The sequence below is a fragment of the Hoeflea sp. CAU 1731 genome (assembly GCF_039888615.1).
Lineage (GTDB): Bacteria > Pseudomonadota > Alphaproteobacteria > Rhizobiales > Rhizobiaceae > Flavimaribacter.
Window position 1 is genome coordinate 1 of the sequence record NZ_JBDQQS010000036.1, and the last position, 13,541, is coordinate 13,541.

Here is a 13,541-nt window from a genome sequence, read left to right on the forward strand (position 1 = left end):
CTATGAATTTGAGACGTTCATCCATTGGTCTACACTCTTTCCAAGGCATTCGGGCTCCCCCAAATGCGCGTTGTGTAAACCATGTGTCCGGAATGAAATGTCAGCTATCTCTCGATAAGCTCATCAGATACTTATCTTCCGATCCGAAGTCTTACCCACCCTGATACCCACCTGAAATGGTGGCATCTTGCACAACAAATTCTCAATTCGTTAAGTCGCAGATGTGTCTCCGTCTATTTCTCTTGGTGTTACGATGGAGGCGACAATCTTCGAGAATTCGATTCCAGCTAGATTTAAAGTTTCTCGATAAAAAACCCATTGCAAGGAAAACCAATTAGTTGATATTCGCATGGCGTCGTCCTCAGTCCAACGCATCCTGCGGTATGGCTGTCAGCAGAGTCTGGACCAGGGCAATCGCGGCGGAGATCGGCTGCATGCGGCTTTTCGAGTCCGAACCAACGAGAAGGGTCGTCTCGGCGTGCCGTGCGAGCGGACTCTCAGAGGTGTCGGTGATCGTCAGGATACGGCGACCCACAACGTCGGCGTCCATCACCACCTCGACTACAGGCACCGAATAGGGTGGAAAAGCAATCGCGACCAGCAGGTCCTCGTGCGATATAGTCGCTATCTGCGGCCCGGCCATCCCGCCGGAAAAGTCAAGCATCGAACAAGCTCGCTCGGCGCGCAGCAGCCCGTATTGCAGATATTCCGCGATCGGGCGCGAGCGCCGCAACCCGGCGATATAGACATGCCGGGCGGATCGCAGCATTCGGATCGACATTGCGAGGTCGCTGAGATTGCAGGTCTCCGATAGATGCTTCAGTGCCTCCATATGCGCGGTGACTGAGGCGTCCAGAAGAGCTTTTGCATCAGGCGGCGGCATATTCGCGCTATCTTCAAGCACCTGTCCTCGCACATCAGCCTCGCCTTCGATCAGACGCTGGCGGAAGACCCGCTGAAACTCGGAAAATCCTTTGTAACCAAATTCTTTGGCGAAGCGGATCAGGGTCGAAGGCTGAATTGCCAACTCTTCGGCGATGACCTGGGTTGTATTCAGAGCGAACCGGTTCGGTTCCTCCAGCGACGCGCGACCGATGCGCTGCAAATGAGGGCTGAGAGTTGGAAAGCGGTCCCGTATTCGCTGACGCAAACTATCGAATGTTTCGGGGGCAGCTTGTCTATCTATGAGAAATTTTCTGTTCATTGCCAGTTATATAGCACATATTCAAATCTTGTGAATGAATTTTTCGTTGACATTAATTGAATAAATATTCACATTGATTGACGCGGCGTTCAATTGGTCCCGCGGGAGGGTTCTCATGCCGTTTGTGGCTCGTGAGAAGCGGGCATGTTCAAGGGAGGAACTCCATGTCAGACAAGAAAATTTCAAGGCGAAGCCTGCTGTCCGGAGCGACGGCGGCCGTTGGAGGCGTCGTGGCGTTCTCCGGCCCGTGGAAACACAACCGCGCCTATGCGCAGGCGTCCGACAAGCCGATCAAGATCGGCATTACGTCCGACGCAAGTGGACAGTACGCCAACTCCGGCGCATCCGACCGGCGCGGTATGATGATGGCCATCGATGAAGCCAACGCAAAGGGTGGAGTGCTAGGCCGCAAGATCGAGTTCCAGCACCTCGATACAGAGACGACGGCGGCGACAGGCAGCCGTGTTGCCGAGCGCCTGATCACGCGTGAAGAATGCGGCTTCCTGATCGGCGCCGTGAGTTCCGGCGTTGCCAATGCGATCAGCCAGGTGGCGCAGCGTTATGGCGTTATCTATATGAACACGAACTCTTCGTCGCCGACAGAGAGCGGAGAGAACTGCCATCGCGTGAAGTTTGTCTGGGACGGCAACGGCACCAACTTCGCAAAGGCGGCCGTCAAGAACTCTATCGACGCCTATGGAAAGAAGTGGATGCTTCTGACCAACGACTATGGCTGGGGCCACGACACGGCGGCCGCGACGAAGAAGCTGCTCGACCGGTATGGCGGCGAGGTGGTCGACGAGATCCTCGTGCCCCAGGGCACGCGCGATTTCAGCGCCGCTCTCCTGAAGATACAGCAGACAAATCCCGACGTTGTGGCTGCGGCTGTTGGTGGTGACGACCAGGTGGCGATGCGACAACAGGTTGCACAGTTGGGCATGGGCTCCAAGCCCGCCTGGATCAACAACCAGCAAGATTGGCCAGACGTTTACGGCCTGCCGGTCGACAACCTCTTCGGCGTCTTCGGTACGACCTGGTATTTCGGTCTGGACTTGCCCGGAGTGAAAGAGTTCGTCGATCGATACCAGATGACCTATCCGGACACCTCGATGCGAGTGCCTGGCAACGTCTTCTACAACGGCTACATGGCGACACGCGAACTTCTGGCTGCCATAGAGCGCGCCGGCAACACCAACAACATCGCGATCATCAAGCAACTTGAAGGACACAAAATGTCCGCCGAGAGCCGCATGCAGCATTACGACGCATGGATCGATCCCGATACGCACCAGGTTCAGCAGACGATCTACCTTGCGACTGCGAACACGGAGATGGACGACAACAAAGAGGACATGTTCAAGATCCTCACCCAGTCGGATCCGGATGCGGTGCGCGACGTGGACGCGGCTGCTGCCTGCAGGCTGGAAAGCTACGAAGAGACGCCAAGCTTCGACGCCTGAAAAAGATAGAAGAATCGTGGGCCGGCCCTTCCCGGGGCCGGTCGTGTCGTCCGGTCCATCTTCTCAGGGTCCCTTGGAATCACCCATGTACAGTTTGTTACCCCATATCGTCAACGGGCTGACGCTCGGATTGCTCTTTGCGCTGATCGCTCTGGGATTCACTCTGATCGTCGGCGTCATGGAAGTGATAAACCTCGCCCATGGGGCTTTCTTCGCGCTCGGCGCCTATTTTGCTCTCGCCACGATTGGTGGAAGCTGGTTTGCCGGCACGGAGTTCGGCGTATGGTGGCACGATTTATCGCCGGCGACACGGTATACCGCCGGGCTGGTTTTCGGCCCACTCTGCGCTGCAGGCGCAGGACTGATCCTTGAATTGTGTCTGCGCCCGACTTACGGCAAGGCGCCACTCTACGGTTTGCTTTTAACCTTTGGTGCAGCGCTGGTGATCGAGGAACTCATCCGACTAATTTGGGGCACCGGCGAACAGAGCCTCTCGGTGCCGCAGGCGATCAATGGCGCCTTTCTGATGGGCGGTTTGATCTTCTCGAAATACAAATTCTACGCCGCCGGCTTCTCGATCGGGGCGATCCTGCTCGTATGGCTGTTCCTGGAAAAAACGCCGTTTGGCGCGATCATCAAGGCGGGTAGTCATGACAGCGAAATGGTGCGTGCGCTGGGCTTCGATCTTGGCAAGTTGCGTCTCGCTGTATTTGCTTTCGGCGCTGGATTGGCCGGTCTCGCAGGCGTTATCATGGCTCCGATCTGGGGCTTGCGGCCGCATATCGGCATCGATGTCGTGATACCGGCCTTCCTCATCATCGTCGTCGGCGGCGTGGGCAGCTTCTGGGGAGCGGTCGTCGCCGCCATGCTCGTCGGTCTAGCTGTTGGACTTACCGGCGCCTACGCAACGGCCTGGTCGATGCTGTCCATGTATATCCTGCTGATCCTGGTGGTTGGTTTCCGTGCCCGCGGTCTCTTCGGCCGCAAGAGTGCGTTGGAGAACTGATGATCTCGCTTTCCGATATTCCGGCGCGAGGCAGTTCGCCTTTTACGCCAGCTATGTTGGTGTTTCTCCTGGCGCTTGCCACGGCGCCGTTCTGGCTCGAGGCCATCGGGCTTTACAGCTATCTTGGCATCGAAATAACCATCTGGATCCTATACGCCATGGGGTTCAATCTGCTATTTGGTTATGCGGGCTTGCACTCTTTCGGCCACGGCGCATATTTGGGCGTCGGCGCCTATGCTTTCGGCTTGTTTCAACATCACGTCGGGGTCAGCTTATGGGGTGGTCTGCTGGCCGCTGTGCTCGCGGCCACGGCCGCAGGCGCGGTCGTCGCGTTGTTCGTATCCCACCGCCGAGGCATTTATTTCGCTTTGTTGACAATCGCTTTCGGACAGGTCTTCTGGTTTTGTGCAATCAAGCTGAGGTGGCTTACCGGTGGGGAGGATGGACTGCTGGGGATCCCGCGACCTGACCTCGTTCTCGGTCCCGTGAGGGTAAGTCTGCAGGAGAACGCATCGCTGCACTGGTTCTCCGCCGTAATCCTCGGGCTGGCGATGCTCGGGCTGTGGCGTCTGGTCAATGCGCCTTTCGGACGTGTCCTGCAGGCAGTCCGCCAGAACGAGATGCGCGCATGCTTCGCAGGCTATAACGTCTGGCTAATCAAGTGGCTGGTCTTCACGCTCTCCGCTTCGGTGGCCGGCCTTGCCGGCGGCCTCTTCGCAATGGCGCAGGAAAGCGCCTATCCCGACGTTATGAGTCTGCACCAGTCCGGCCTGATTGTGATGATGATCCTCGTCGGCGGCGGTCTTGTCAGCTTCTGGGGGCCTGTCCTCGGCGTGCTCGTCTATTTCATCGCGCGCGACATTATCGGCGGCCTTACAGAAACCTGGCTACTCTGGTTCGGCCTGATGTTCGTTGTCATGGTCATGGCGCGGCCCGAAGGTCTGGCCGGTCTCATCCATGTCGTGCGAGCCCGCCTTGGCCGCGCGCCAACGGAGAAGCGAGTGCCTGCGTCTGCCGAGAGGGGTGCCTGAGATGGTGTTGTTCGAGGCGCGTAACATTCAAAAGCGCTTCGGCGCGCGGGTCGTTCTGGAGAATATCTCGCTCAACGTCGAGGAAGGCGCGGTTCACGGCATCATTGGACCGAACGGCGCCGGCAAGACGACTTGCTTTAATGTCTTGACCGGACATTACGCGCCTGATGGCGGCAGTATCCGCTTCAAGGGTCGCGACATCGCCGGATTGAAACCGCACCGCATCGCCCAACTTGGCATTTCCCGCTCCTTCCAGATTATGAACCTTTTCGACGACACGGTGGTGATCGAGAACGTCATGCTCGCAATGCCGGAATTCCGTGCGTTGGGTTTCAATACTTGGCGTAGCGTGTTCACGGATCGCGGACTCACCGACCCAGCGCTGGAAATCCTGGCGCAGGTCGATCTCGTGGATAAGGCTTGGGAAAAGGCCGCGGCGCTGTCCTACGGCCAGCGCAGGGCGCTTGAAATCGCCGTAGCCCTTGCAGCAAGGCCGAAGATCGTCTTTCTAGATGAGCCGACATCGGGACTCGGTGCCGAAGCGACGCGCGCGCTTGCGCGCCTGGTACAGCGATTGCGCGAGAACTACACGATCGTGATGATCGAGCATGACATGCGCTTTCTGTTCGAACTGGCCGACCGTATCTCGGTTATCCACTGGGGACAGGTGATTGCCGAGGACACTCCGGCCGAACTCATGGCCAACAAGTGGGTCGCACGCTCCGCACTAGGAGAACTGGCCTGATGCTCGAAATATCCGGTATCGAAACATTTTACGGCGAAACCCAGGCCCTGTTCGGCTCGTCGCTTCGCATCGGCGAGGCAGAAGTCGTGGCGCTGCTGGGCCCGAACGGCGCGGGCAAGACCACGACGATACGGTCGGTCCTCGGCCTCTCGCCGCCGCGCGCGGGCCAGATCCATTTCGACGGCGCCGATATCACGAGAATACCGACCCATCGCATAACCAGGATGGGGATTGGCTGGGTTCCGGACGACCGCCGGGTGTTTCCAATGCTTTCCGGTCGGCGCAACCTGGCGCTGGGTGCGCGCAAGACAAGGTTCCGCGGCTGGCGGATGGACGAGGTCTGCGAGATATTTCCGGCGCTCGACCACCTGATGGCGCGCGATTGCGAGGCCATGTCCGGCGGCGAGTTGCAGATGGTTGCTATATCGCGGGCGCTGCTCGGTTCCCCCGGAATCGTGCTGTTCGACGAGCCGAGCCAGGGTCTTGCGCCGAAGATCGTGCAGGATGTGCTCAAGACGGTGCGCAAGATGAAGGCCGAGGGCATAGCTTCGCTGATCGTGGAACAGAACGCGCTCGCCGCGCTGGAAGTGTCAGACCGGGTCTATGTCATGGATCGCGGCCGCATCATCCATGAGGGCGAGGCACAGGAACTACTGGATAATAGCGCGATGCGCCGCCGGCTGATCGGGATGTAACGATGACGACCATGCTTGAAGTAAAGAAGCTCGAGAAGGTCTATGCACGGTCGGTTTTCGACCGCACGCCAACCTTCCGGCTAACCGCGGATTTTACCATCGCGGAGCCCGGTATCGTCGGTATGATGGGGCCGAACGGCTCCGGCAAGACGACATTGTTCGAACTGGTAACCGGATCGAACGCGCCGACGTCTGGGCAGGTCTCGGTGATGGGGCGCAACATTCATCGCGTGCGCACAGATCAGCGCGACCGGCTGGCGATCCACTATCATCAATCCTATCAGGTCCGCCATTTCCGGTCGTGGACACCGAACGCGCTGCTGGAGCCCGCAAGATCGGACTATCCGATACTGCACCTGTTCGACGAGCCGCAGTTCAACACGCAGGATGGCTACATCGGCTTCATGCTCGATTTTTTCCGACGGTTGCGCGACGAAGGCCGGCTTGTATTCCTGTGCGTCCATCCGAATGAACGCTTTCACCTTGAGATCGTCGAGGAAATCTGCGAGCGCTTCATCTTCGTGCAGAAAGGTGCGGTCACGCCGCTAGAGTCCTATGGTGATCTGCTGGCGCACGAACCCGCGCGCGCCTATCTCGGCGATCTGTTGACGGAGCGAGCGGCATGAGCGCGTTCCGCAAGGCGAGTTATGCCACGCCGGTGTCCCGGGCCTTGGTAATGACCGATTTCCCCGGCTTCTCCTTCGGCGTCTTCCGAGATCCGCCGGGCCAGGTGTGGGCAGATTTCGTCCACAATACCGACGAATACGTCGTCGTCGCTGAGGGGTCGATGGAAATCGAGGTCGCTGGCGAAACCGCGTTCTGCGAACCGGGCGATCTCGTCCTAATCCCGGCCGGTGCGTCGCACTCGCTGCACACCTCGCGGCGCGGTGGAAGCGTCTGGTTCTACGGCTACGGAACTTTTGGAGGCGCGGATGGCTGAACGGCTGCGCGTCGCGCTGGTCGGCTGCGGCATGATCAGTCTCTATCACCTGCGCGCATGGGAAGCGGCGGGTGTCGATATCGTTGCGCTCTGCGACACCGATATCGACAATGCAAAGGCCCGCGCTGCGGAGTTCGGTGTTTCGCAGGTCCATACCGATGCGGGCGAGATGTTTGCGGCAGGTGGGTTCGACGCGGTCGATATCGCGGCGTCGGTCGGCGCACACGCGCCGGTCGCCCGCATGGCTGCTGATCATGGCATTCACATCATGTGTCAGAAACCCCTTACGGAATCGGTCGCCGAAGCCGAGGCGCTGATAGACTATGTGGGTGACCGTGTCGGCTTCATGGTGCATGAGAACTACCGCTTTAGGCCGCATTACATGACCGTTCGCCGCTGGATTGAGGGGGGCCGCATCGGCGTCGTGCGTCACGCGGCGATCTCCTGCCGGGGGTCGGGACTGTGTCCGCGCGATGGCGCGGCGCCCTTCCTGATCGAGCGTCAGCCCTATCTCAGGGGCTTTCGCCGCAACCTCGTCTTCGAGACGATGATCCATCATCTCGACGTTCTTCGTTGCCTCTGCAGACCGCTCAAGGTTGTCGCCGCACAGCTCAACCGGCTTGCCGAGGGGCTGCCCGGGGAGGACACTGCGGCAATCCTGCTGTCCGGCGAAAACGGCTTTATCGCGACCGCCGACGGGTGCCTTGTCGCGCCGGGTTATCCGCAGCTTCATGGCGATCGCCTCGAGGTCATTGGCTCGACCGGCACGATCCTGATGGAACTGAACCGCATTCATCTCGTCGGTGCGGAGGACGAGGCTGAGGAGGTCGACCTTCTGGGCCGCTACCAGGAATGTTTCGACACGGTGATGGCGGATTTCGTCCAGGGACTGCGCGACGGTACGCCGTTTGAGACCGATCGCCTCGACAATCTGGAGACCCTGCGATTGATGGAAAGCGTCTATGCCGCGGCTGGAATGGAGATACAGCAATGAACCAGCAACCCGCCAGCCTCACACCGGGTCTCGACCCGGAGCGGATCGCCAGGCTGTTCGACATCACGGGAATGCGCGTCTTCGTGCCGGGAGGTTACGGAGCGATCGGCGAGGCCACCGCCACCGCCATGGCCGCGCACGGGGCGGTGGTGACGATCGCCGGACCGAAAATCGAAAAGGCGCGGGCGTTGGCCGACGGCATCGTCGACGCCGGCGGCAAGGCCTACTGCTTTGAACTGGATGCGCGGGATGTCGACTCGGTGCGAGACGCCACCGCGCAGGCCATTGGCGCCATGGGCGGCATCGACACGCTGGTGAACTGCGTCGGCATCCAGCGCGAGCAGCATTTGATGGACGTGACCGAGGAGGCCTTCGACGAGGTTTACCGGACCAACCTTAAATCCGCGATGTTCCTCGCTCAGGAGACGGCGCGCGACCAGATCGCTCGCGGCAAGGGCGGACGGCAGATCCATATCCTGTCGGTCCGCTCGCAACTGGCGCTTCGCGGACGCGGTTATTCCGCCTATTGCTCCTCCAAGGGCGGGCTTGCGATGCTCGTAAAGCAGCATGCGATGGAACTTGCACCGTACAACATCACTGTCAACGGGGTGGCGCCGACATTCATCCAGTCGGATCGCATCCGCGCGCATCTCGACAAGCCCGAGTTCCGGGATTTCATACTCGAACGCAATCCGCTCGGTCGGATCGGCGATCCGCTGGAAGTCTGCGGCCAGGTGATCGTGTTCGCAGCGCCGGCCGGCAGCTACATGACCGGACAGATCGTATATATTGACGGCGGGGTCACGGCTTCGCAATGACGAGATTGCGTTCATCACGCTGGTTCGACACAGACGATCTGCGCGGATTCGGTCACCGCTCGCGGCTTATGCAGATGGGCTATTCGCGTGAGGACTGGGAAGGCCGGCCGGTCATTGCCATCGTCAACACATGGTCGGACATCAATCCCTGCCACGCGCATTTCCGGGCGCGGGTTGAAGACGTGAAGCGCGGCGTGCTGCAGGCCGGCGGCTTCCCGATCGAACTGCCGGCGCTGTCGCTTTCGGAAAATTTCGTCAAGCCGACAACCATGCTGTACCGGAACCTGCTGGCCATGGAGACCGAGGAACTGCTTCGGTCGCATCCCGTTGACGGCGCTGTCCTGATGGGCGGCTGCGACAAGACCGGGCCGGCGCTTCTGATGGGGGCGATCAACATGGATCTTCCTGCGATCTTCATGCCTGCCGGCCCGATGCTGCGCGGCAATCTGAAGGGCGAGGTTCTGGGGTCCGGCTCCGACACCTGGAAATACTGGGACGAGCGTCGCGCGGGACGGATCGGTCTTGCCGAATGGCAAGAGGTCGAGGCCGGGATCGCCCGGTCCTACGGACACTGCATGACCATGGGCACGGCCGCCACGATGACAGGCATCGCCGATGCGCTGGGCCTGTGCCTGACCGGTGCGTCTTCAATTCCCGCCGCTGACGCAAACCACATCCGCATGGCAGCCGCCACCGGGCGGCGGGCCGTCGAGATAGTGAATGAGGACCTGCGCCCGTCAACGATCCTGTCTCCCGCCTCCTTTGCCAATGCGCTGCATGTCGCGATGGCGATGGGTTGTTCTACCAACGCTATCATTCATCTGATCGCATTGTCCCGGCGTGCCGGCTTTCCGTTGACCCTGGACGACTTCCACGTCGCCGGCGCGCGGGTGCCGCTTCTCGCCAACATACGGCCCTCGGGCGCAACCTATCTCATGGAGGATTTCTTCTATGCCGGAGGCCTTCGCGCGCTGATGGCAAAAATGGGCGATTACATCGATCCGGAGGCCCGCACGGTGACCGGACGATCCATGGGTGAGGAGATTGAAGGCGCGGAAACCTATCTGCCGGATGTCATCCGCGGACTCGACGACCCCGTCTCAAACGAACCTGCCATGGCGGTCCTCCGTGGCAATCTCGCGCCTGACGGCGCGGTGATGAAGCCTTCTGCCGCCGATCCGCGGCTGCTGAAACATCGCGGTCCGGCGGTGGTGTTCGAAAGCTATGGCGAGATGAAGCAGCGGATCGACGATCCGGCGCTCGCAGTTACGCCCGATCATGTGCTGATCATGCGCGGCGCGGGTCCGCAGGGCGGACCGGGCATGCCGGAATGGGGGATGCTGCCGATCCCGAAATACCTGCTGGAACAAGGCGTGCGCGACATGCTGCGTCTTTCAGATGCGCGCATGAGCGGCACCAGTTATGGCGCATGCATTCTGCATGTCGCGCCGGAAGCGCATGTTGGTGGGCCGCTAGCGCTGGTGCGCACCGGAGACTTCATCTCTGTCGATGCCCGCGCTGGCCGTCTCGACATGGAGGTGGACGCTGACGAGCTCGAAGGTCGCCTTGCCGGATGGGTTCGGCCGCAACGCAAGTTCGGTCGGGGCTACGGATGGATATACTCCGACCACGTTCTGCAGGCCGATCAGGGCTGCGACTTCGATTTCCTGGAAACCGGTTTCGGCGCTCCGGCGCCGGAACCCGAGATATTGTGAAGTGAGGCAAGACCATGGCTGGCATGCAACCGAAGCTGCTGATCGGAGATGCGTTTCGTACTAACGGAGGCGCGGCGCCAATTCCCGTCATCAATCCCTGCACCGAGGAGGTGCTCTGGGAACAGCCGGCCTGTTCGAGCGACGATGTCGTGGAGGCCCTGGCCCATGCTCGCAGCGCGCAGGAACGATGGAGTCACGTCCATGGTTGGGAGCGAGGACGCATCCTGCGGAAGGTAGCGGAGGAAATGGGCGCCCGCACCGACGCGATTGCCCGCGCGCTGTCCCTCGAAATCGGCAGACCCTACAGCCAGTCGGCTGGCGAGGTTGGCGCGGCGATCGAACAGATCGAGTGGTTCGCAGGCGAGGCGGAGAGACTATTCGGAGAGACGATTCCGTCGCGCCAGGGCGGGCGGCTGATCATCGAGCCGGAGCCGGTCGGCATCTGCGCTGCGTTCACCGCGTGGAACTTCCCAGTCAACCTGCCGGTTCGCAAGATGGCGCCGGCGCTCGCCGCGGGCTGCGCCATCCTCGTGCGGCCCTCCGAGCAGGTTCCTATGACGTCGACCCTTATCGCGGAGGCATTTGTTGCGGGCGGCGTACCGGCGGGTGCAGTGCAGCTCCTGCTCGGCCGTGCGGCGGACATCACCCCTGCGATTCTCGCGGCGAACGAGGTGCGCAAGATCTCTCTTACCGGTTCGACCCGAGTCGGCAAGATGCTGATGGCCGAGGCCACCCAGACCGTGAAACGATGCTCGATGGAACTGGGCGGGCATTCTCCTGTCGTCGTGTGTGCGGATACAGACGTGGAGGCCGCGGCGGTGCAATGCGCCGGCTTCAAGTTCCGAAATGCCGGCCAGGTCTGCATCGCTCCCAACCGCTTCTATGTGGAGGAAAGCGTGGCCGACCGCTTCCTGTCCAAAATGAAAACCGAGGCCGAAAAGCTCGTGCTCGGCGACAGCCAGGACGAAGCGAGCTCGATGGGGCCACTGACGCTCGCCTCGGGTCGCGAGAAGGTCGAGCGCCTGATCGTTGACGCTCGGGAAAAAGGTGCGAGACTGGTAACTGGCGGCAAACGGCCAGCAGGGCGCAACGCGGGATATTTCCTCGAACCGACTGTATTGGCGGGTGTGCCGGACGATGCGGATATCATGAGCGAGGAGCCTTTCGGACCGATCGCGCCTGTCGCGACATTCGGAGCGCTCGACGATGCCATCGCGCGCGCCAATTCCACGCCTTACGGCCTCGCAGCCTATGCCTTCACCTCCAGCCAGGCGAAGGCCGAAGCGCTCTCGCGCGGACTGCGTGCCGGCATGGTCGGAATCAACACTTTCATGATCGCGCACGCCGAGGCGCCGTTCGGGGGCGTCGACCACTCCGGCATGGGGCGCGAAGGGGGACGCGAGGCGATCCGGGACTATCAGAACACCAAGCTCAGCCACATCATGGCGGTGTGACATGGCGCCCCTCAACACGGTTCGTCGCGTCTGGACAGAGGGGCGCGCGGCGGTCAATGGTTGGATTGCAGTCCCGTCGGTGCTCAACATCGAGGCGATGGCGAAAGCGCGCTGGGATGCGCTGACGGTCGACATGCAGCATGGTACGGCCGACTATGCCGATCTCCTTTCAATTCTGCCGGTGATCGAGAAATCGGGCGCCACACCGATCGTCCGGGCGCCCTGGCTCGACGAGGCCGCGATTATGCGTGCGCTGGACGCCGGCGCGCTCGGGATCATCGCGCCGATGATAGAGACGCGACAGGATGCCGAACGCTTTGTGTCCGCATGCTGCTACCCGCCTCAAGGCGCGCGCAGTTTCGGTCCGGTGCGCGCACGCCTCGCCTGGGGCGACGATTACGCGCGTATCGCCAATCAGGAAGTGCTTGTCTTCGCGATGATCGAGACGAAGACCGCGGTCGCCAATCTTGATGCGATCCTCTCCGTTCCAGGGCTGTCGGGCATCTATATCGGCCCGGCCGATCTCTCGCTTTCGCACGGATTCGCGCCGGGGTTCGACCGGGAGGAGCCCGAGATGCGGGCCTTGATCGCCGATATCCGGGCGCGGTCATCAGCCGCCGGACTCCGGTGCTGCCTCCACTGCGGATCTCCCTTGTATGCCTCCAAGGCCGCTGCCGCCGGAATGGACCTCGTCACGATCGGTTCCGACGCCCGTTTCGTCGAAGCTGGCGCTTTAGCCGCCCTGGATGGCTTCAAGAACGCATTAGAGCCCGGCAGCTAGACTCGGTCTTTAACTCAAGGCGACGTCACAATTGCTGGCATTGCCGGATGGATTAGTATGGACCTCATATGATCGTACACTTGGCCTTCGGTTATGCACGGAATTATTGGTCTCTTCTTGTTGTCACACTGTGCATTCGGCTTGGAATTTAAACTAGCTGTCCCGTGTCAACACTTCTACCGCCCGAGCCACTCGATAAAGTGTGATCTCATCGTTGTGCCTACCCACCAACATAAGTCCTATGGACAGTCCATTTGTTCTGCCGCAGGGCACGGAAAGCGCAGGGTGGTGGCTAAGTGTCTGTCCAAGAATGGCCGGTTCGGTTTCGGGGGTTGAGTGAAGGGCGGCAATCAGATTCTTTGTATTTTGCGACAAATACGGAGAGATCGAATGGCCTGGACACCCTTCACCCGCGTCACCATGACAGAAGCGGGCTGCGTTATGCAAGTGACCTGACTGACCGGGAATGGAGCATGGTCGAGCCCTTCATGCCGCCCCAGCCACAGCGGGGTCGCAGGCGCAAGACGTCACTGCGCTCCGTAATGGACGCCATCTTCTATCTGCTGCAATCGGGATGCCAATGGGCGTTGCTGCCGCACGATTTTCCGCCGAAAAGCACGGTCCATTACTATTTCAAACGGTTCTGCCGGGACGGGACGTGGCGGCGTATTCATGACGCGCTTTACCGCAGGACGCGG

General features: G+C 60.7%; 14 protein-coding genes. 13 read left to right on the plus strand and 1 reads right to left on the minus strand.

All coding sequences use genetic code 11. The features are described from left to right. Positions 1–361: 361 nt before the first annotated feature. Positions 362–1,105, minus strand: a complete 744-nt coding sequence (locus tag AAFN47_RS27665) for a MurR/RpiR family transcriptional regulator (protein ID WP_499812436.1) — start codon at positions 1,103–1,105, stop codon at positions 362–364. Between the two features lie 263 nt (positions 1,106–1,368). On the opposite strand from AAFN47_RS27665, the gene AAFN47_RS27670 reads away from it, so the two are divergent. From AAFN47_RS27670 to AAFN47_RS27730, 13 genes are all read left to right on the plus strand, one after another. Continuing rightward, positions 1,369–2,664 (plus strand): ABC transporter substrate-binding protein, encoded by a 1,296-nt coding sequence (locus AAFN47_RS27670; RefSeq protein ID WP_499812437.1) that lies wholly within the window; start codon positions 1,369–1,371, stop codon positions 2,662–2,664. Between the two features lie 85 nt (positions 2,665–2,749). Then, entirely contained in the window at positions 2,750–3,670 is a 921-nt protein-coding gene (locus AAFN47_RS27675) for a branched-chain amino acid ABC transporter permease (RefSeq protein ID WP_499812438.1), read from the plus strand. Next, positions 3,670–4,701: a branched-chain amino acid ABC transporter permease gene (locus AAFN47_RS27680; protein ID WP_499812439.1), complete on the plus strand. Its 1,032-nt coding sequence runs from the start codon at positions 3,670–3,672 to the stop codon at positions 4,699–4,701. The genes AAFN47_RS27675 and AAFN47_RS27680 overlap by 1 nt, the downstream gene beginning before the upstream one ends. Before the next feature lies 1 nt (position 4,702). Next, entirely contained in the window at positions 4,703–5,446 is a 744-nt protein-coding gene (locus tag AAFN47_RS27685; RefSeq protein ID WP_499812440.1) for an ABC transporter ATP-binding protein, read from the plus strand. Further along, a complete protein-coding gene (locus AAFN47_RS27690; RefSeq protein ID WP_499812441.1) occupies positions 5,446–6,141 on the plus strand; it encodes an ABC transporter ATP-binding protein in 696 nt (231 codons plus the stop codon). The genes AAFN47_RS27685 and AAFN47_RS27690 overlap by 1 nt, the downstream gene beginning before the upstream one ends. A gap of 2 nt (positions 6,142–6,143) precedes the next feature. Further along, positions 6,144–6,767, plus strand: a complete 624-nt coding sequence (locus AAFN47_RS27695) for an ATP-binding cassette domain-containing protein (RefSeq protein WP_499812442.1) — start codon at positions 6,144–6,146, stop codon at positions 6,765–6,767. Continuing rightward, entirely contained in the window at positions 6,764–7,081 is a 318-nt protein-coding gene (locus AAFN47_RS27700; protein ID WP_499812443.1) for a cupin domain-containing protein, read from the plus strand. The genes AAFN47_RS27695 and AAFN47_RS27700 overlap by 4 nt, the downstream gene beginning before the upstream one ends. After that, on the plus strand, positions 7,074–8,075 hold the full coding sequence (locus tag AAFN47_RS27705; RefSeq protein ID WP_499812444.1) for a Gfo/Idh/MocA family protein: 1,002 nt from the start codon (positions 7,074–7,076) through the stop codon (positions 8,073–8,075). Before AAFN47_RS27700 ends, AAFN47_RS27705 begins: the two co-directional genes overlap by 8 nt. Beyond that, positions 8,072–8,893: an SDR family NAD(P)-dependent oxidoreductase gene (locus AAFN47_RS27710; RefSeq protein ID WP_499812445.1), complete on the plus strand. Its 822-nt coding sequence runs from the start codon at positions 8,072–8,074 to the stop codon at positions 8,891–8,893. The genes AAFN47_RS27705 and AAFN47_RS27710 overlap by 4 nt, the downstream gene beginning before the upstream one ends. After that, positions 8,890–10,608, plus strand: a complete 1,719-nt coding sequence (gene araD / locus AAFN47_RS27715; protein WP_499812446.1) for an L-arabinonate dehydratase — start codon at positions 8,890–8,892, stop codon at positions 10,606–10,608. Before AAFN47_RS27710 ends, araD begins: the two co-directional genes overlap by 4 nt. 14 nt (positions 10,609–10,622) lie before the next feature. After that, complete coding sequence (locus AAFN47_RS27720) at positions 10,623–12,062, plus strand: NAD-dependent succinate-semialdehyde dehydrogenase (RefSeq protein ID WP_499812447.1); 1,440 nt, start codon at positions 10,623–10,625, stop codon at positions 12,060–12,062. 1 nt (position 12,063) lies between these two features. After that, entirely contained in the window at positions 12,064–12,843 is a 780-nt protein-coding gene (locus AAFN47_RS27725) for an HpcH/HpaI aldolase family protein (RefSeq protein ID WP_499812448.1), read from the plus strand. 296 nt (positions 12,844–13,139) lie between these two features. Next, on the plus strand, positions 13,140–13,541 hold a 402-nt coding region (locus AAFN47_RS27730; protein ID WP_499812449.1), incomplete at its 3' end, for a transposase.